General features: G+C 71.5%; 16 protein-coding genes. 6 read left to right on the top strand and 10 right to left on the bottom strand.

Going from position 1 to position 18486, the window contains the following annotated elements; genetic code table 11:
• Positions 1–63: 63 nt before the first annotated feature.
• From SPRI_RS33485 to SPRI_RS33475, 3 genes are read right to left on the bottom strand one after another with little or no spacing between them, the layout of a single operon-like run.
• Complete coding sequence (locus SPRI_RS33485; protein WP_005321031.1) at positions 64–993, bottom strand: carbohydrate ABC transporter permease; 930 nt, start codon at positions 991–993, stop codon at positions 64–66.
• On the bottom strand, positions 990–2048 hold the full coding sequence (locus tag SPRI_RS33480) for an ABC transporter permease (RefSeq protein WP_053557624.1): 1059 nt from the start codon (positions 2046–2048) through the stop codon (positions 990–992). The genes SPRI_RS33485 and SPRI_RS33480 overlap by 4 nt, the downstream gene beginning before the upstream one ends.
• A gap of 38 nt (positions 2049–2086) precedes the next feature.
• Complete coding sequence (locus tag SPRI_RS33475) at positions 2087–3754, bottom strand: extracellular solute-binding protein (protein WP_005321028.1); 1668 nt, start codon at positions 3752–3754, stop codon at positions 2087–2089.
• Between the two features lie 354 nt (positions 3755–4108).
• Here SPRI_RS33475 and SPRI_RS33470 point away from each other — a divergent pair, with 354 nt between their 5' ends.
• The 3 genes from SPRI_RS33470 to SPRI_RS33460 all read left to right on the top strand — a co-directional run bounded on the left by SPRI_RS33470 (position 4109) and on the right by SPRI_RS33460 (position 7993).
• A complete protein-coding gene (locus tag SPRI_RS33470; RefSeq protein ID WP_005321026.1) occupies positions 4109–6937 on the top strand; it encodes a glycoside hydrolase family 3 C-terminal domain-containing protein in 2829 nt (942 codons plus the stop codon).
• Between the two features lie 109 nt (positions 6938–7046).
• A complete protein-coding gene (locus SPRI_RS33465; RefSeq protein ID WP_037775450.1) occupies positions 7047–7565 on the top strand; it encodes a GNAT family N-acetyltransferase in 519 nt (172 codons plus the stop codon).
• A gap of 32 nt (positions 7566–7597) precedes the next feature.
• Complete coding sequence (locus SPRI_RS33460; protein ID WP_005321024.1) at positions 7598–7993, top strand: DUF6896 domain-containing protein; 396 nt, start codon at positions 7598–7600, stop codon at positions 7991–7993.
• Positions 7994–8030: 37 nt separating this feature from the next.
• Here SPRI_RS33460 and SPRI_RS33455 read toward each other — a convergent pair whose 3' ends face one another.
• Together SPRI_RS33455 and SPRI_RS38620 are read right to left on the bottom strand one after the other, a co-directional pair.
• On the bottom strand, positions 8031–8564 hold the full coding sequence (locus SPRI_RS33455) for a hypothetical protein (RefSeq protein WP_005321023.1): 534 nt from the start codon (positions 8562–8564) through the stop codon (positions 8031–8033).
• A 135-nt stretch (positions 8565–8699) separates the two neighbouring features.
• The gene (locus SPRI_RS38620; RefSeq protein WP_158685220.1) at positions 8700–8876 is read right to left on the bottom strand and encodes a hypothetical protein; all 177 of its coding nucleotides are present in this window, start codon (positions 8874–8876) and stop codon (positions 8700–8702) included.
• 182 nt (positions 8877–9058) lie between these two features.
• On the opposite strand from SPRI_RS38620, the gene SPRI_RS33450 reads away from it, so the two are divergent.
• Complete coding sequence (locus SPRI_RS33450) at positions 9059–10684, top strand: serine/threonine-protein kinase (RefSeq protein WP_050791625.1); 1626 nt, start codon at positions 9059–9061, stop codon at positions 10682–10684.
• Between the two features lie 104 nt (positions 10685–10788).
• On the opposite strand, the gene SPRI_RS33445 is transcribed toward SPRI_RS33450, so the two are convergent.
• From SPRI_RS33445 to SPRI_RS33435, 3 genes are all read right to left on the bottom strand, one after another.
• On the bottom strand, positions 10789–12576 hold the full coding sequence (locus SPRI_RS33445) for an alpha/beta fold hydrolase (protein ID WP_037775449.1): 1788 nt from the start codon (positions 12574–12576) through the stop codon (positions 10789–10791).
• A gap of 184 nt (positions 12577–12760) precedes the next feature.
• Positions 12761–13678 carry a pyridoxamine 5'-phosphate oxidase family protein gene (locus SPRI_RS33440; RefSeq protein ID WP_005321019.1) on the bottom strand — a complete coding sequence of 306 codons (918 nt, stop codon included), beginning with the start codon at positions 13676–13678 and terminating at the stop codon, positions 12761–12763.
• Between the two features lie 83 nt (positions 13679–13761).
• Positions 13762–14244, bottom strand: a complete 483-nt coding sequence (locus SPRI_RS33435) for a VOC family protein (protein WP_005321018.1) — start codon at positions 14242–14244, stop codon at positions 13762–13764.
• Between the two features lie 161 nt (positions 14245–14405).
• On the opposite strand from SPRI_RS33435, the gene SPRI_RS33430 reads away from it, so the two are divergent.
• Positions 14406–14993: a CGNR zinc finger domain-containing protein gene (locus tag SPRI_RS33430; protein ID WP_053557623.1), complete on the top strand. Its 588-nt coding sequence runs from the start codon at positions 14406–14408 to the stop codon at positions 14991–14993.
• Between the two features lie 267 nt (positions 14994–15260).
• On the opposite strand, the gene SPRI_RS33425 is transcribed toward SPRI_RS33430, so the two are convergent.
• Entirely contained in the window at positions 15261–16214 is a 954-nt protein-coding gene (locus SPRI_RS33425) for a sigma-70 family RNA polymerase sigma factor (protein WP_182327560.1), read from the bottom strand.
• Between the two features lie 10 nt (positions 16215–16224).
• Positions 16225–17424 carry an NAD(P)/FAD-dependent oxidoreductase gene (locus SPRI_RS33420; protein WP_005321015.1) on the bottom strand — a complete coding sequence of 400 codons (1200 nt, stop codon included), beginning with the start codon at positions 17422–17424 and terminating at the stop codon, positions 16225–16227.
• Positions 17425–17669: 245 nt separating this feature from the next.
• Here SPRI_RS33420 and nagB point away from each other — a divergent pair, with 245 nt between their 5' ends.
• A complete protein-coding gene (nagB, locus tag SPRI_RS33415) occupies positions 17670–18455 on the top strand; it encodes a glucosamine-6-phosphate deaminase (protein WP_005321014.1) in 786 nt (261 codons plus the stop codon).
• Positions 18456–18486: the final 31 nt, after the last annotated feature.

The raw sequence follows: 18486 nt of genomic DNA, 5'->3' as shown, positions 1-18486 counted from the left end.
GGCGTGCCGCGGGGAGGGCGCACGCCCCCGCGTCGGCCGCACGTCGGTGGGCGGATACCGGGGTCAGCCCTTGACCGCGCCGGTGAGCATGCCCTTCTTGAAGTGCCGCTGGACGAACGGCGACAGCACGGCGACCGGCAGCAGGGCGAGCACCATGACCGCCATCTGGATGGACAGGGGCGAGAGATGGCCGGTGTTGATGGCCTGCGCGAGTCCCGTCGGCCGTTCCTGCTTGAGGACCAGCTGCATCATCACGTTCTGGAGCGGCATCATGTCCTGGTCGCTCAGGTAGATCGAGGCGTTGAACCAGGCACTCCAGTAACCGACCGCGTAGAAAAGGGAGATGACGGCCAGCACGGCGCGGGACAGCGGCATGACGATCTGCCACAGGATCCGGACGTCGCCGGCACCGTCGATCCGCGCGCTGTCGATGAGTTCGGGCGCCACGCTCATGAAGAAGGAGCGCAGGACGAGGATGTTGAAGACGTTCACGGCGCTGGGGAGGATCAGCGACAGGTAGGTGTCGGTCAGTCCGAGCCCCTGCACCAGCAGATACGTGGGAATGAGGCCCGCGCCGAAGAACATCGTGGCGAGCAGGATCATCAGCAGCGGCCGGTGCAGCACGGAGCCGCTGCGGGAGAGCCCGTAGGCGCACAGGACCGACACCGTCATGCTGAAGAGAGTGCCGACGAGCGTGACACCGAGGCTCACCACCGCGGCCCTGGTGACCTGGCCTCCGCCGAGCAGCTCCTGGTAGGCGACGAAGGTGATGCCGCGGGGCACGACGACCAGGCCGCCCGCCTCCGTGATGGTCTTCACCGACGACACGCTGGTCACGACGACGATCCACAACGGGAAGAGGACGCCGGCGCAGGCCAGTGCGAGGACCAGGCCCTTCGCGGCGAGCCCCGCGGGGCGCGGCTCCTCCTCCCAGACCGGCCGCAGCCGGCCGCGGGTCCCCTCACGCCGTTTGACGCCCAGAACGTGGCTCATCGCTTGTACACCCCCTGTTCGCCCATCATGTGAGCGACCTTGTTGGCCGCCAGCACCAGGCAGAGGCCGAAGATTCCCTTGACGATCCCGACGGCGGCCGCGTAGCTGAAGTCACCGAACTGGATGCCGACGTTCCAGACGTAGGTGTCGAGGACCTCCGCCGCGGTGGGGCCGACTGCGGTGCGCTGGAGGAGGATCTGCTCGAAGCCCACGGTCAGGGCGTTGCCGACCTGGAGGACGAGCAGCAGGGCCACCACCGGGCGCAGCGCGGGCAGGGTCACGTGCCACATGCGCCGCCATCGTGTGGCGCCGTCCATCGCGGCGGCCTCGTACAGGTCGGGGCTGACGGCCGACAGCGCGGCGAGGAAGACGATGACACCCCAGCCGGCGTCCTTCCACACCATCTCGAACGTGACGAGGAACTTGAACAGCCCCGGGTTCGTCATGAGGTCGATGCCCTCGTGGCCGTGTTCGCGCAGGGTCTGCGCGAGCATGCCGGCACCGCCGAACATCTGCTGGAAGACGGTGACGACCAGGACCCAGGAGAAGAAGTGCGGCAGGTACAGGATCGCCTGGGCGACGGCACGCACCCGTGGCCTGACGAAGCTGTTGATGAGCAGCGCCAGCAGGATCGGTACGGGGAAGAACAGGGTGAGCTGCACCAGGAAGATCGCCAGGGTGTTCCCCAGCGCCTGCCAGAACAGCCGGTCGTCCACCATCCGCGCGCTGTGTTCCACCCCCACCCAGGGGCTGCGGGCCATGGCCTGCCAGGCGTTGTCGCCGACATAGGGGTCGTAGTCCTGGAAGGCGACGACATTGCCGAGCAGCGGTATGTAGTTGAAGACCAGTACCAGCAGGACGGCCGGCAGTGTCATCAGGATCAGTGCGCGGTCGCGCCGCAGCCGGATCCGCCAGGTGATCCCGCCGCCGGTGCCGGTGCGGCCGGGCGGCCCCGCCTCCGGCGGTCCTGCCGGCGCCTGCCCGTCGTCCCCCGACGGTGCTTCCGTGCGGTCGTCGGTGGTACGGGCGGGGCCCGCCACCTTGCTCTGCGACACGTTCTCTTCTCCTCGCTCCCCGTCCGCCGGACGGCCGCTCAGGACGCCTGGCCGCCGGACTCGTCGAGCAGCTTGCGGTACCAGTCGCGCAGCTGGTCGCCGCCGCGTGAACGCCAGTCGGAGACGGCCTGCTGCATGTCCGCGACCTTCTTGCGGCCGCGCACGATGTCCTTCTCGAGGTCCTCGAACTGGCTGCTCAGCTCGGCCCAGCGGTTCGGCTCCTGGACCTGCATCCCGTAGAAGAGGGGCTTGGTGAGGAAGGCGCCCATGCGCTGCTGCCAGCCGACCATGCCCTCGGCGACGTCCGGGTGGTTGGGGTAGGCGAAGAACTGCTGGGGGCTCGCGATGTATTCGTAGGTGGCGAAGACCTGGTTGTTCCCGGTCTCCGTCTTGGTGATCTCGTCGCCCTTGACGGTGTGGTGGATGCCCTCGACCCCGTAGGCCTTCAGACGCTGCTCCTTGGTGCCGTAGGGGGCGGCGGTGAAGTTGGCGATCGCGAGGATGTCGCGGACGGTCGCCTCGTCGGCGTTCTTGTTGATGAACGCCCAGATGTTGGACGGCGAGCCGGCGTAGAGGCGGGGCTTGCCGCCGTCGTGGTGGAAGTAGTCCATGGCGGCCATGGAGAAGTCCGGGTTGTCGCCGCGCTGGACCACGGTCTTGCCGTACCAGTCGGAGATGTCCGCGTTGTACATCCACACCTTGCCGGCCGCGAAGAGGTTGCCGATGTCGCCCGTCTCCGCCTTGGCGTCGGGGTGGACGAGACCGGCCGAGTACAGCGAGCGGGACCATTCGAGGGCTTCGAGATATTCGTCGGTCTCGATGCGGTGGACCAGCTTGTCGCCGACGAGTTTCCAGCAGGTGGGCTTCTCGTCGAGCACGCCGAAGAACTTGTACGCGGCCCAGGTCATGTCGCCGCAGCCCCAGACCTTGTTCCTGGCCGAGGTGACCTCCTTGGCGAGGTCGAAGAACTCCTGCGTGGTGGTGGGCGCCTCGTAGCCCTTCTCCTTGAAGAGGTCGACCCGGTAGTACGGCGCGATGTTGGGGATGTCGCTGGCCGGCATGGGCAGACCGCGCAGCTTGCCGCCGAAGACCGCCCGCTGCCAGGCGCCGGTGGGGATCGCCGCCAGGTTCGGGTACTCCTTCACCTTGTCGCCCGAGAGGTAGGGGCCGAGGTCGGCGAACTTGTTGTTGATGGCGCTCGGTATCTTGCCGCCGAGCTCCCAGGCGGGGACGACGACGGCGTCCGGTACGGAGCTGGAGGCGAGGACGGCGCCGAGCTTCTGTCCGTAGGTGTTGCCGTCCTGGTTCTGCCAGTTCACCTTGACGCCGATGGCTTCGTCCATCGCGGTCCAGTACGGGTTGCCGGACTTGGGCGGCGTGCCCCACAGCGGAGCCATGACCGTGACGGTGCTGCCCTTGCCGAGCTTCTTCGGGACCGAGACGGCGAGTCGGGAGGCCGGCAACGCGGTGGTGAAGCCCAGCGCGGAACCGTTCTTGCTCGGCACGTCGGGCTGCACGACGTCGGAGCCCACGAAGGTCGGCAGGATGTCCTGGAGCTTCTTGCCGGTGGTGGCACCCTCGGTGCGGTCGCCGCCGGAGGAGCCGCTGCACGCGCCGAGCAGCGGTACGCCGCCGGCGACGGCGACCGCGGCGACCGCCGTCGAGGCGAGGAACGATCTCCGGCTGGGAGCCTGGGCGTTGGGCATGGCGTCAACCCTTTCCTCACGCGGGCAGCCGGCGGGCATGGATCGGCTTCGCGCATGTGTGTCGGCGTATGTGGCTGAGCTGAAGCGGGACGCTGTCGGAGCGCGAGTTCCTGCGACGCTGTGTCGAAGCGCTTCGATGTTGCAGCGAGGTTAAGTGAGGATGCCGGACCGTTCAAGAGTCGAAGCGAAATTCACCGCAGCACTTTGCGGCGTGCGGTACCGGCCTGCATCCGGGCCGCATGAAAGGCCTGTACGGACGCGGAGTCTTGACACACCGAGGGCGGCAGCCCAGCATCGAAGCGCTTCGAAGAAGGTACCGAGCAAACCGGAACCACCGCCCTCGAGGGGACCCACGTGACCGAGACCCGACCGCCCTTCCGCGACCCCAGGCTGCCCCTCGGTGAACGCGTCGACGACCTGCTCGCACGGCTCACCGCCGACGAACGGATCGCGATGCTCCACCAGTTCGCGCCGGCCGTCGAACGTCTGGGCGTCGGGGCCTTCCGCACCGGCCAGGAGGCACTGCACGGCGTGGCCTGGATGGGCCCCGCCACCGTCTTCCCGCAGGCCGTGGGCATGGGCGCCACCTGGAACGAGGACCTCGTACGCCGGATCGGCGAGGCCGTCGGGGCCGAGACCCGCGCGATGCGGGCGAACGACCCCCGCGTCGGCCTCAACGTGTGGGCACCCACGGTGAATCTGCTGCGCCACCCCCTGTGGGGCCGCAACGAGGAGGGCTACTCCGAGGACCCCCGGCTGACCTCCGCCGTCGCCGTCGCCTACACCCGCGGACTGCGCGGCGACCACCCCGTCCACTGGCGCACGGCGCCGGTGCTCAAGCACTGGCTGGCGCACAACAACGAGACCGACCGCGACACCTGTTCCTCCTCGGTCCGGCCGCGGGTGCTGCACGAGTACGACCTGCTCGCCTTCCGCGCGGCCGTACGGGCGGGCGCCGTCGCCGGAGTGATGCCGTCCTACAACCTCGTCAACGGGCGCCCCAACCACCTCTCCCCCCTGCTGCGCGAGCAGTTGCGCGGCTGGACGGACCGGTCGCTCGTGGTGTGTTCCGACGCCGGCGCGCCGTCCAACCTCGTCGACTCCGAGCACTACTACGACACGCACGAAGAGGCGACGGCCGCGGCCCTGCGCGCCGGCGTCGACAGCTTCACCGACCACGGCCAGGACTCCTCCGTCATCACCGGGCGGATCCGCGGCGCCCTCGAGCAGGGACTCATCGGCCAGGAGGACATCGACGACGCGGTACGCCGACTCCTCACCATGCGTTTCACGCTGGGCGAGTTCGACCCCCTCCTCGACCCGTACGCCGACGTGAAGACCTTCGACACCCCCGAGCACCGTGCCCTCGCCCAGGAGGCCGCCGAACAGGCCGTCGTCCTGCTCAAGAACGACGGACTGCTGCCGCTGGCCGAAGGCACGCGCGTCGCGGTGGTCGGACTCCTCGCCGACGAGTGCAAACTCGACTGGTACAGCGGCACGCTGATCCGGCGCACCACCCCGCTGGACGGGCTGCGCACACGGTTCGGCGCCGGCGACGTGTCCTTCGCCGAAGGCGTCGACTCGGTACGGCTGCGGACCGCGAGCGGCTGGGTGCGTGTGCCCGAGTCCCCCGCGACCGCCGGAGTACGGGGCGCCGACGGCGCGCTGGACCCGGCGCTGCTCGCCGGCCGCACCGACCTGCCGCCGCTGACCTGCGGCGACGAGCCGACCGAACTCGCCATGGCCGACTGGGGCGAGGGCCTGTTCACCCTGCGCGCCCCCGACGGGAACCACCTGTCCGTCGCGGACGACGGTTATGTGCGCGCTTCCGCCGACCAGCCCGGCGGCTGGGTCGTCCAGGAGACCTTCCGGCTGGAGGAGCACGGCGAGGGCCACCTCCTTGCGCATGTGGGAACGGGCCGGTACGTCTCTGTCGCCGCCGACGGCCTGAAGGTTGCCGACGACGGTGATCTTTTCGAAGTCGTCGTCACCGAACGCGGCGAGGACGCGGTGGCCGCGGCCGCCGCGGCCGCCGACGTCGTCATCGTCGTCGCCGGCAACGATCCGCACATCAACGGGCGCGAGACCGAGGACCGGGCGACCCTCGCGCTCCCCGAGCACCAGACGCGGCTGTGGCGCTCCGCCCGTGCGGCGAACCCCCGTACGGCGCTGGCCCTCGTCTCCTCGTACCCGTACGCCGTCGCCGACGCGCAGGCCGAGCTGCCCGCCCTGCTGTGGACCGCGCACGGCGGCCAGGCCGCGGGCACCGCACTGGCGCGCGTCCTCGCGGGAGACGTCTCCCCGGCCGGCCGGCTGCCGCAGACCTGGTACGCGGCCGACGCCGATCTGCCCGGCCTGTTCGACTACGACATCATCGGCAGCCGCCAGACGTACCTCTACTTCGAGGGCACGCCGCTCTACCCGTTCGGCCACGGCCTGTCCTACACGACCTTCGCCTACGACGGGCTCACCGCCGGCCACGACGGCGAACACATCACCGTCGCGCTCACCGTCACCAACACCGGTGCGCTCGCCGCCGACGAGGTCGTGCAGCTCTACACCCGAGCCCTGGACCCGATCGTGCCGCTGCCCTCACGACAGCTCGCCGCGCACCGCAGGGTCCGGCTCGCTCCGGGCGAAGGCCGGCGACTCGACTTCTCGTTCCCCGTCGCCGACCTGGGCCACTGGGACGTCGCCCACGGGCGCTGGACGGTCGGCCCGGGCCGGTACGAGGTCCTGGCGGGCGCCTCCAGCACCGACATCCGGCAGAGGGCGGCCCTCGACATCGACGGCGAGGCCCCCGCTCCGCGGGCGATGCTGGAGAAGCCGCTCGACGCGGCCGACTACGACGAGCAGCGCGGCACCGAGATCGTGGACCGCACCAGGATCTCGGGGGACGCCGTGACGGCGGCTGCCGCCGAGGAAGGCGAACTGGTCTACCGACACTGCGACTTCGGCGACGGCGCCACGTCCGTCTCGCTCGACGTCGCGGCGACCGGACCCGGCACGCTCACCCTGAGGACACCGGACGGCACGGCGGCGGCCACCGTCGACGTCACCGCGACGGGAGGCGTCCACGAGTACGTCACCCTGCGCGCGGGCATCCGGCTCGCCGGCATCCACGACCTGCATGTCGAGCTCCGCGGGCCGGTGCGATTGGCGGCGATCGCCTCCGCCCGCTGACGGGACGGCCGCCGTGGCGGGGACGACCGGCCCGGCCTGTCCCCGCCACGGCGGCCGACGGCGCGCACATGGTCAAGAGCCGCGGCAGGTCCGCGGGAACAATGGGGCCATGCGCATCCGAGCAGTCCGCACCGGAGACCTGTCCGTCCTCCAGGACATCGAGCGAGCCGCGGGCCGGTGCTTCCGCGACATCGGCATGCCCGAGATCGCCGACGACCCGCCCCTGCCCGTCCCGGAGCTGGCGCGCTACCAGCACGCCGGGAGGGCATGGGTGGCGGTCGGCAGGGACGACGTGCCGGTCGCCTACCTCATCGCCGACCACGTCGACGGCAACCTCCACGTCGAGCAGGTGTCGGTGCACCCCGACATCTCACGCCGAGGAGTCGGACGCTCCCTCCTGGACCACCTCGCGGCCCGGGCGGCGGACGAGGGCATCCCCGCTCTGACCCTGACCACCTTCACGGACGTCCCGTGGAACGCGCCGTACTACACGCGGTGCGGCTTCCGGGCCATGGCCGACGACACGCTCGGCCCGAAGCTCCGGGCAATCCGCGAACGGGAGGCGGAACACGGCCTGGACCGGTGGCCACGGGTGGCCATGCGCCGAGGGATCGAGACGCTCCGGTGACAGCGCGGCAACCACCGCCTCCACGAGCCCTGGTGCTCGGTTTCCTCAGCGCTCTCGAGACGGCGAGCGCGGAGCTGCGGGAGGCCCTGCCTCAAGTGGAGCGTATGGCGGACATGCTCACGCTCGCGCGTTCGGGGCAGATCGGCCGCGAGGGCCGCGCGGGCGGCTACGCGTACTCGGTTCACGGCGCGGGCTGTCGGCTGACCGGCTCGGACGGGGTGGAAGTCGACGTGGACTTCGTCGACGGCGCAGAGGTGTTCGACCTCTGGCGGCTTCGTCGTCACGGGCAGAGCCTGTCACCGCCGGCTGCCCCTCCGCCTGAACAGCTCTCGGCGGCGATCGGCGGCCTCGACGATCTGCTCATCGAGGTGAGGCCGGGCTGGTACGCGGTGCCTCCTCGTTCCAGGACAGCGGTCAGCGAGAACTGACACTCGGCCGGCCGGGGGCGTCGCGCTCACGCTCGGTTCAGCGCGCCGCCATCCGCATGACAGCGACCGTGCCCACGACCCCGACCGCGACCATTCCTCCCCCGACCCAGGCCCGGCGAGCACCCCACACGCCCGCCTCCGCGGGCCACACGGTGGCCGAGTCGGGGCGTGGCCGGTCGCCGGCCGGGACGGTGGCGGCGAGTTCGTCCACCCGGTCCTGGATCCGGTGCTGCTCGGCGTCCGTCAGTCCCCCGCTGCCGAGCTGTTCGCCCAGCGCGGCGACCTCGTCGTTCTGCGCGCCGGTGAAGCCCGGCAGTTCGACCCTCGGGGATCCGCCCATGACGTAGCTGGGCACGCAGTCCAGGGGTGCGCCGTTCTCGATGTCGAGATGCAGCTCGTGTCCGCCCCTGCATTCGTCCCCGACGTGCTGGAACGCGACCTCGTACATGTCGCCGTCGCTGCGCTGTTCCAGAAGTCCCATCAGCACGAACACGAGGCCGTTGGCCGCGAGTCCGACGCCGACGATGGCCACGAGTGTCGCCACGAGCACCCGCATGTGCACCTCTCCCATGGGGGCGGATCACAGCCCCCCGCCCCCGTCGGTCCGGCCCGGCACCGATGCCGGATGCACAGAAAGTACCGTCGGGATCTCTCCGGCGGAATGGCGCCGGGGCGGCCCCTCACCGTCGTGCGGGCGCTCGGCGGATCAGCGCCGGCGGGAGCCCGCCCGGGCGCGCAGGACGTCGACGAGGTGGCGGACGACGGCCGCCGTGGAGACGCCGTGCGGTCCCCTGCCGATCCGGGACGGCGGGTCGGGGCGACGGCGCCGCACGATCCCGTGCCGCCGCAGCCGACGGACGATCATGATCAGTCCGGAAGACATGGCAGGGCCCCGTCGGGTCGGGTGTTCCGGGGCCGGTTCACCTCCCCCAGCGGTTGCCCCGCCGGAGGGCCGGCATGCCTGCCGCCCGGCGATCACGGACACGGCCGAGTCGGTTCCACGGGGGCGGTCAACGGTCCAGAATGTGGGTAACCATCGGTCGATCGTTTCGGGGGCGGATCAGCGTGGAGCCACTCAGGGCCGAGGATCCGTCCCGGATCGGAAGCTACGTGCTGCTCGGCCGGCTCGGCGCGGGCGGCATGGGGCTGGTGTATCTGGGGCGCGGGGCCCACGGGCGGATGGCCGCGGTCAAGGTGGTTCATGCGCAGCTGGCCCACGATCAGGAGTTCCGGCGGCGGTTCCGTGCCGAGGTGCGGTCGGCGCAGCGGGTCGACGGCGCGTGGACGGCTCCCGTCCTCGACTTCGACACGGAGTCCTCCACTCCCTGGCTCGCCACGGGCTACGTTCCCGGGCTCACCCTGCACGAGGCGGTGACGGGCCACGGCGGGCGGCTGCCGGAGGAGTCGGTGTGGTCGCTGGCCGCCGGGCTGGTCGGGGCGCTGCAGAACATCCACGGCAGCGGGCTGGTGCACCGCGATCTCAAGCCGTCGAACGTGATGCTCACCCTCGACGGGCCCCGGGTGATCGACTTCGGTGTGGCACGGGCGGCCGACGCCAGTGTCGCCACCCGGACCGGAGCGGTGATCGGCTCGCCGGGCTACATGTCACCGGAGCAGGTCAGGGGACGGCATGTCACCGCGGTCAGCGATGTCTTCAGCCTCGGTACGGTGCTCGCGTTCGCCGCCACGGGCCGCCATCCGTTCGGCGACTCCGACAGCGGCAGTTACGCGCTGATGATGCGCGTCATGGAGGACGATCCGGACCTGGCGGGACTGCCGGACACGCTGGCGGGTCTCGTGCGGCGCTGTATGGCGAAGGACCCCGGGCAGCGTCCCCCGTTGCGTGAGATCGCCGAGGTGGCGGCCGCGGCGACGGCCGGTGAGCCGCAGAGCGCGTGGCTCCCACCGGCTCTGACGGCGGAGATCGGGCGCCGGAGCGCCCGCCTGCTCGATCTCGGCGACCCGCAGAGCCCGCCGCGGACGCAGGTCGGCACTCCGCCTGGCGTGCACGCCATGCCGACGGTGCACGCTCCCGCGTACGGCCCGCCACGGGGGCGGCCCACGCCGCCCCTGCCACCCATGCCGACCCCGCTACCGCTGCGTGCTCAGGTTCCGACTCCGGTCCCGAGGCAGACCGTCGTGCCGCCGAACGGCGGAGGCAGCCGTAATCGCGCGCTCGTACCGGTTCTTCTGACCGTCGGCGCGGTCGTGGTGCTGGGCGTCGCCTTGATGCTCGTGAAGCCGGGTGACAACGGGCGGGACGACGACCGGGCGGCGGATCCCGCAACGGCCACCGCCTCGGCCGCCCGGTCGGCGTCCTCGCCCCCGGGCGACGGCAGTTCACCGGCGCCCACGAAGTCGGCGTCGGGGAAGTCGTTCGCCTACGAGGTACGGTGGAGCGGGCTGCTGCAGCAGGACGGTTCCCAGCAGTACACCGTGAAGGTGAGCTACACCGGTGGGAAGGTCGGCGAGCGGGTGGCGACGGTCGACTACCCGACCCTCGGCTGCGGCGGTCACTGGATCCTCACCGAGGAGTCGCCGGAGGGCGTCCGGGTCCGGGAAGAGATCACCAAGAACTCCACCTGCGTCACCGAGGTGGCGATCCGCTTGACCCGTTCGGGCAGCGACCGGCTCCTCTACGAGATCACCGACCCCGCCACGGTGGTGGGCTCGCTGGACCGCAACGGCTGAACGGCCGGGCGCGGGAGCTGATCGTTTGCGGTGGATCGACGCCCGCGGCCGGCCGCGGCAGTTGCTCCGCCCGGGCCGAGCCGCTCTCGGCTCCCGACCGCCGGTCAGGAGCCGGAGCCGCGCACCAGAGGGAGTTCGAGGACGCCGGTGTCGTCCGGGGCGCTGACGACGGTCACCGGCTTGACGCCCCGGTTGCCGTAGTACGCGGTGTCGCTCGCGGCGATCACGAACTCGAGCCGGTGACCGGTCTCGTAGCGGTGCACGATGCCCGGCAGCTCCACCGTGAACGGCTCGGTCACGTCCGGCACCCGGACCGGTGCGACCAGGCGGTTCACCAGGGTCTTGGAGCCGTCGGGCGCCACGTCGTACACCTTGGCGAAGAGGACCAGCCGGTCGGCGGCGTCGCCGGAGTCCTGGACTCGTTCCGTGCCGGGCGAGACGACCTTCAGCCGGGCCTTCGGGGCGCCGACGACGTCGAGGGGCGCGGTCAACGGCCGGCTGCGCCACCCCAGGTAGGTGCCCGGGGTGTCGTACGGCTCGGGATCGGGGATGCCGAGCAGTCCGGACAGTGACGACTCGGAGTGGCTCGTCGGCACGAGCCAGTTGGCGTAGGTGCGGCTGCCGCGGGCGACCTCGGCGCGGTTGTCGACGAGTTTTCCGTCACCGGAGAGGTACATCCGCCGGGACGGGGAGGGGACGGCGTCCGCTTCGCCGTAACCGGCCTGCCAGTCGCGGTAGTAGGCGAAGTCGGGGCCGGTGTCCGTGCTCGTGTTCTTGTGGAGGTACCGGTCGAACCAGGCGAGGATGCGCCTGCCGACGTAGGAGGTCTCGAGGTTGCCCTCGCCGAGGTTCAGCTCGCCGGCGGCCGGGTCGGTCAGGCCGCCGCTGTGTCCCCAGGACTGCCAGATCATCTTGGTCCGGGTGCCCTGGGCCTTGAGCGTCTCGTAGGTGTCCTGCGCCTCGTTGAGGGTGAACAGGCTGTCGGCCTGCCCCTGGACGAGCAGGGTCGGCGCCTTGACCTGGGGCAGGTACGAGACGGGTGAGACGCTGCTCGCGAAGCGCTGCATCGCCTCGACGCCGTCGGCCGGGTACCGTCCGGAGATCAGCAGGCGCTGCGTCTCGCAGGCCCGGGCGACGAAGTGCAGGCACGTCGGTGAACCGAAGCGTGACGGGTCGAGGCCGGGGTTGATCAGCGGCTGGCCCTCCCCGATGAGGAAGAAGCCGTTCGTCCACTGCCATTTGAAGGCTCCGGGGACGGTCGTTGCCTCTGCGTTGTTCGGGTCGAGCGAATGATTGAGGTCGTGCCATGTGATCAGGGGCACGAGCGCGTCGACCCGCTGGTCCACCGCTGCGGTGGCCATCTGGACTGCGCCGCCGTACGAGCCGCCGAGCATGCCGACGCGTGGGTCGTCGGCACCGTCCCTGGTCACGTAGTCGACGACGGTGCCGTCGTCGGCGGCGTGCGTCCCGGCCAGGAAGTCGATCAGCCGGGACGCCGCACGGCCGTCGATCCGCGGGTCGTCGAGGGAGATGAGGCAGCCCGACCGGCCGAATCCGAGGCCCGAGTAGGCCAGCGCGACATAGCCACGGGCGGCGAACGCCTCGGCGGTGGCGTCCGTGGAGCCGTCGGCCTTGCTGCCGCCGAAGCCGTTGGTGGTGAGGACGGCGGGGGCGGGCCGGCCGGCGTCGACGCCGGCGGGGCGGTAGAGGTCGGCGTCGATCGTGCATGTCCTGTCGCCTGCCTCGACGGTGAACGTCAGCGGCGTGACCGTGAACCGGTCGTCGGCGGCGGCCGGAGCGGTGAGCGCGAGTGGTGCGAGCAGCGCCGTTCCGACCGCCAGGGCGAGCGACTTGCGGCTTCGTAGCAGGGCACGGGACACGAGGACCTCCACGTCGACGACGCCATACCGACCGGTAAGTAGGGGGGCGCGCCCATCGTGTGGCAAGTGTCAGATGCACGTCAACGCTCGTGCCGGTACTTCTTGACAAGGATTCAACAACGTCCGGGGTCAGGGCAGGGCCAGGTCGGTCTCCGGCGGCCGGTGTCGGTTCCGCATCGGAACATCCATCCGTCCCTCAAAGAGGTCGGGGTGGCGGCGGGTTGAAGCGGGAGTACGCGGGCGCGGTCCAGCGCAGCGGAGAGGCGCGGTCGATCTGCACGACGCGGTCGACGGTGAACTCGACGATGCGCTGGGCGCCGGGCACGGCGGCGGCGCGGCCGGGGTTCCAGTCGACGGCGGCGGTACCGGTGACCTGGAGGACGGTGCCCGTGTCCCAGTCGGGCAGGAGCAGTCCGGCACGGGGGTCGACCTCGATGTTGCCGAGGGTGGCGAACATGGCGTTGCCGGCGTAGTCCGGCCAGCGCAGGCAGGTCGGGCCGAGGGCCTGGAGAAAGCCGGGGCTGCCACCCCGGTGCGAGGCGTCGGCGTTGCCCGCCGCGTCGGCGGTGGCGATGAAGAAGGTGTCGGCCGCCTCGACCAGGGCGAGTTGACCGGGTGTCAGCTCGGTGCCGTGCGAGGGTGCGGTGGTCACGGCGGCAGGCGTGGCCGGTTCGATGGTGGGCCGGCGCTGCTGGATGTACTTGGGGCAGTTGGAGAAGATCTGGTCGAGGTCGACGTGGAGGCCGCCGTCGGCCGGGCGGGCCCTGCCGTTCATCCTCATGCGGCGACGGGCGGCCGGATCGATGGCGATCATCCCGACGTGGGCGGGCCGGGCGAGTACGTCGCGGAGCGGGTCGCCGTCGGGCGGGACGGCGTCGATCGTGACGGCGGCCGGCCCGGTGGCGGTGACGAATCCTGGGGCGCCGGTGAGCAGCGATGCCCAGACGGCGCCGCCGGTGTCGGCGGCTCCGACGACGAGCATGGGCTGCCGGGCCAGGAACTCGACCGCGACTGTGGGGAGTTCGCTCCTGATGGCGGCTGCCAAGGAGCCGGCCCGGTCGATCAGGCCGGCTCGTTGCTGCACGGCGTGCTCTCCATGGTGGTAGACGCCCATGTCCGGCTCCTTCCTCTGCGGTTGTGGGCGGGCGGGAGTGGTGCGGGCGTGGGCCGCGGTCGCGGCGGCCCACGCCCGGTGTTCTAGAAGAAGCCGCAGGTGGGGGCGGATCCGGCGGGAGCAGGGGCGTCTTCGGCGCCGGTGGGGGCGTAGATCTCGAGGCGGATGCCGTCGGGGTCGGCGAAGAAGATGCCGCCGGATCCGGCGCCCTCGCCGTGGGCGACGACGCCGTCGTGGGCGAAGTCGGCGCCGAGTTCGAGCAGGACGGCGCGGGTGGCCTCGACGTCCTCCATCGTGTCGACCTGGAAGGAAAGGTGGTGCAGGCCGGCGGAGCTGGTGGAGAAGGTGGCGTCGCTCTGCTGCCAGAGAGTCAGGACGAGACGTCCGTCGCGGGCGAGGAAGGCCCAGCGCCGGCCGTCCTCGTCACCCTCCGCCATGACCTCGAGGCCGAAGACCCGGAGGTAGAAGGGGAGCGACTTCCCGAGGTCGGTGACGTTGAGACCGACGTGGCCGGTCTGCAGGGTCCGCGGGGTACGCAGGGACTGGTCGGCGATGGACTGCGTCATGAGGGTCTCCATGGGTAGGCGGCCGGGCGACGTCCCGACTAACCGGTGATAGGGACGTTAATGGTTGACGCACCTCGGGGTCAACCGTTGAAATGTCATTCAGGGGTTAGAGACGCAGCGGTGTGATCGCATGTACCCGACGACACGAAAGGGAAGCCCCCATGAGCACTGACCCCGGTCGCGGACGGACCGCGGATCCACGCCCCCTCACCGGCGAGCCTCTGCCGCTCGACCTCGTCAACACCGTCTGGATCGACGAAGGGGTCCGCCACGACCTGCTCGAGCGGCCGGACGGCCTGGCCGTCTGGCTGCGATCCGCCGGCTTCGCCGACAGCGTCCCGGCCGACCGGGAGAGCCTCGACGCCCTGCTGGCGACCCGGCGCGCGGTGGTGGCGCTGCTGGACGGGAGCGCCGACCCGCAGCAGGCCGCCGACGAACTGAACGAGATCCTCGGCCACGGCCGGATCCGGCGCCGGCTGGGCGAGGCGGGTCCCCTGTCCGTCGTCGAGACCGACTCCCCCGCCTGGCTGGCGGCCTGGAGCGCGGCGGAGGCGTACCTGCGACTCCTCGACGAGCACCCCGACCGGATCCGCAAGTGCGCCAACCCCGAGTGCGTGCTGCACTTCTACGACGTCTCCAAGAACGGCAAGCGCCGGTGGTGTTCCATGGCCGGCTGCGGCAACCGGGCGAAGGCCTCACGCCACTACGCCAGGCACAGGCAGCCGCGGCCGGCGAACGCGGACGGGTGACCGGCAGGGCCGCCGGCGGCGGATCCGCGCGCCGGGGCGGGAGGCGGACCTCTTTCCGTGGCCCACGGCGCCGGGCAGCGGGACGATCACGTACTCACCGATGCGCCGACCGGTTCGTCGTGGCCGCGCGGCATTCGCACGACGGCGGCCGGCGACGGGTGGCCGACCGGACCTCGACCCTTCCGGTCCGGCCGACGCCCCTCACCGGCCACCGTCGGCCCGGGAGTCACAGCGCGCGCACCGGGCCCGGCCGCGGTCGGCGGCGGGTCACCACCGGGCGATGAGCGGCGTGTCCGGTTCGTGCTGCCGCCACGCTTCGGTGAGGCGGACGAGGCGGGCGGGGGCGGCGATGCCGCGCACGGTCGCGATCCTGCCGTCGGCGATGTCGAACGTCACGGCGCCGACGACCTGGTCGCCGACCACGACGAGGATGGCGGGGGCGCCGTTGACGAGCGCGTAGTGCATGGCGGGCGTGCCGCCGGCGAAGCGCCGTTTGGCCGGTGACGGTGCGAAGCCGGCCCGTGCGACGGCGGCGATGCGCTGCGGGGTGTCGAACCGCAGCAGTGCCCTGCTCAGGCCTGCGCCGTCGGAGATCGCGGTCGCGTCGTCGGTGAGCAGCGCCACCAGCCGCTCGGTCCGGCCCGAGGAGGCAGCGGCGAGGAACTCCTCGACGATCCTGCGGGCCGACGCCGGGTCGGCCTCGCCGCCGCCGCGGCGCGCGACGGCGACGCGGCGCCGGGCCCGGTGGAGATGCTGCTGGCTCGCGGACTCGGTGATGTCGAGGATCTCGGCGATCTCGGCGTGGCTGTGGGAGAACGCTTCGCGCAGCAGGTAGACGGCCCGCTCCAGGGGTGACAGGCGCTCCATGAGCGTCAGCATCGCCAGGGAGACCGATTCGCGCTGCTCGAACGTGTCGGCCGGGCCGAGCATCGGATCGCCGTCGAGGAGCGGTTCGGGCAGCCAGGCGCCGACGGTGCGTTCGCGGCGGGCCTGTGCCGAGCGGAGCCGGTCGAGGCACAGGTTGGTGACGACCTTGGTCAGCCACGCCTCCGGCACCTGGATCCGCTGCCGGTCAGCGGCCTGCCAGTGCAGGAACGCGTCCTGCACGGCGTCCTCGGCATCGACGGCGGAGCCCAGCAGCCGGTACGCCAGCGAGGCCAGCCGGTTCCGGCCGGCCTCGAACCGACCGGTGTCGAAGCGGTCACTGGCGGTGTTCTCCACACGGACCACCCTAGGCGGCGACGCGGTTCGCGGGGGACGCGTCCGCGGCGGCCAGGCGGAGCTTGCGCCTCGGCAGGCAGAAGGTCGGGTGCGAGGTGGCCCAGAGCGAGATGCTGACGATGCCCGCCTTGATCCGCGCGGCCTTCCGGCCGCCCACATACTTGGGCTTCGCCTGGGCCGCGTCGTCGACCATCTGCAGGATCCCGTCCCGCCGCCCGAGGCTGATGTGGTTGGCCACGTAGTTCAGCTTGACGTTCGCGACCTCACGGCCGGCCAGGCGTCCCACGATCGCCTCCGTGGCCTGCCGGCCCGTGTCGCCGGCCGAAGCGCAGGACATCGGCAGCGGCAGGCCGTTGTCGCCGATGGCGTAGGCGCTGTCGCCGACGGCGTAGACGTCCGGGTGCGAGACCGACCGCATGGTGCGATCGACGACGATCCGCCCGTCCCCGGTGACCTCCAGCCCGCCGGCGGCGGCGATGGGGCCGACCGCGAACCCGGCCGTCCACACGGTCGCGTCCGACGCCAGGACCCTGCCGTCGGCGCACAGCACCCGCGACGCTTCGACGGCTTCGACGCTCGTGTGTTCCAGGACGGTGATGCCGAACCGGTCGCATGCCTGGCGCAGGTGGCTGCGGGCTCCCGCGGAGAGCCGGGCGCCCAGCTCGCCGCGGGCGATGAGCGTCACCGACAGGCCGGGCCGGGATTCGGCGATCTCGGTGGCGGTCTCGATGCCGGTCAGCCCGTCGCCCACGACCAGCACGGTCCCGCCTTCGCCCCGCCTTCCCAGGCTGTCCAGCCGCTCGCGCAGCCGCAGCGCCGAGGGCCGGCCGGCGACGTCGAAGGCGTGCTCGGGCATGCCGGGGACGCCGTGGTCAGCGCCGTGGCTGCCGAGTGCGTAGAGCAGCGTGTCGTAGCCGAGCTCGCCGCCGCCGACGGCGTCGGCCACGGCGACGGCCCGGCGCTCGGGGTCGACGTCGGTGACACGGCCCAGGCGCAGCCGAATCGCCGTGCCCGCGAAGACGTCGGCGAGCTTCGGGGCCTCGATCTCCTGGCCGGCCGCGAGTTGGTGCAGCCGCAGCCGCTGCACGAAATCCGGCTCGGCGTTGACCACGGTGATCTCCGTGTCCGCCGGGGACAGCCGGCGAGCCAGGTTCCCGGCCGCGAATGCCCCGGCGTATCCGGCGCCGAGGACGACGATGCGGTGCTTCATGTGTGGCTCCTGTCGGTTCGCTTGCTCCCGGTGTGTTGAGCGGGACAGCGTCCTGTTTCCTGACAGGAATTCGGTGTGACGTGAGTCACAGAGCGATGGAAGCCGCGGCGGCCGCGTCTCTCCGCGGGGCCGGGCAGGAGTCGCGCCCGAGGAGGTCTGTCCACATGCTGTCAGGACAGGACAGGACGCCTCCTTACCAGGTAGATTGGTCTACACCACTGAGCGCTTCAGAGACAGGGATCTTCGTGGAAGTTGTCATCGTTCCGGATTCCGCCGCGGGCGGCGAGCTCATCGCCGAAGCCATGGCCGACCTGCTGCGACGCAAGCCCGACGCCCTTCTCGGCGTCGCCACCGGGTCCACCCCCCTCCCGATCTACCAGGCCCTCGCGGCGAAGGTGGCGAACAAGGAGGTGGACGCCTCCCGCGCCCGTGTCTGCCAGCTCGACGAGTACGTCGGCCTGCCGGCGGGACACCCCGAGTCCTACCGCTCCGTGGTGCTGCGCGAGGTCGTCGAACCGCTCGGGCTGGACCAGGACTCCTTCATGGGGCCCGACGGTTCGGCGGAGGACGTCGCCGCGGCCTGCGTCGCCTACGACCGCGCGCTCGCCGAGGCCGGCGGCGTGGACCTCCAGCTGCTGGGCATCGGCACGGACGGGCACATCGGGTTCAACGAACCGTGCTCCTCGCTGGCCTCCCGTACCCGTATCAAGACGCTCACCCAGCAGACCCGGGTGGACAACGCCCGCTTCTTCGAGGGTGACATCGAGCAGGTCCCCCACCACGTCATCACCCAGGGCATCGGCACCATCCTGGAGGCCCGGCACCTGGTGCTGCTCGCCACCGGGGAGGCCAAGGCGGACGCCGTGGCGCTCGCCGTCGAGGGCCCGCTCTCCGCGCTGGTGCCGGCTTCCGCGCTGCAGCTGCACCCGCACGCCACCGTCGTCGTCGACGAGGCGGCGGCGGCCGGGCTGAAGCTCGCCGACTACTTCCGCGCCACCTACGCGGCGAAGCCGGACTGGCAGGGCATCTGAGGGTTCGGCACGGAGCAGCGGGCGGCGGCCG

The sequence above is a fragment of the Streptomyces pristinaespiralis genome (assembly GCF_001278075.1).
GTDB classification, from domain to species: domain Bacteria; phylum Actinomycetota; class Actinomycetes; order Streptomycetales; family Streptomycetaceae; genus Streptomyces; species Streptomyces pristinaespiralis.
This window is presented reverse-complemented; position numbering and strand designations above follow the sequence as displayed.

Bases quoted from the DNA above. Each gene is read 5' to 3' on its own strand.
- SPRI_RS33485 (WP_005321031.1), bottom strand. From the start codon at position 993: ATGAGCCACGTTCTGGGCGTCAAACGGCGTGAGGGGACCCGCGGCCGG.
- SPRI_RS33475 (WP_005321028.1), bottom strand. From the start codon at position 3,754: ATGCCCAACGCCCAGGCTCCCAGCCGGAGATCGTTCCTCGCCTCGACG.
- SPRI_RS33465 (WP_037775450.1), top strand. From the start codon at position 7,047: ATGCGCATCCGAGCAGTCCGCACCGGAGACCTGTCCGTCCTCCAGGAC.
- SPRI_RS33455 (WP_005321023.1), bottom strand. From the start codon at position 8,564: ATGGGAGAGGTGCACATGCGGGTGCTCGTGGCGACACTCGTGGCCATC.
- SPRI_RS38620 (WP_158685220.1), bottom strand. From the start codon at position 8,876: ATGTCTTCCGGACTGATCATGATCGTCCGTCGGCTGCGGCGGCACGGG.
- SPRI_RS33440 (WP_005321019.1), bottom strand. From the start codon at position 13,678: ATGGGCGTCTACCACCATGGAGAGCACGCCGTGCAGCAACGAGCCGGC.
- SPRI_RS33435 (WP_005321018.1), bottom strand. From the start codon at position 14,244: ATGACGCAGTCCATCGCCGACCAGTCCCTGCGTACCCCGCGGACCCTG.
- SPRI_RS33430 (WP_053557623.1), top strand. From the start codon at position 14,406: ATGAGCACTGACCCCGGTCGCGGACGGACCGCGGATCCACGCCCCCTC.
- SPRI_RS33420 (WP_005321015.1), bottom strand. From the start codon at position 17,424: ATGAAGCACCGCATCGTCGTCCTCGGCGCCGGATACGCCGGGGCATTC.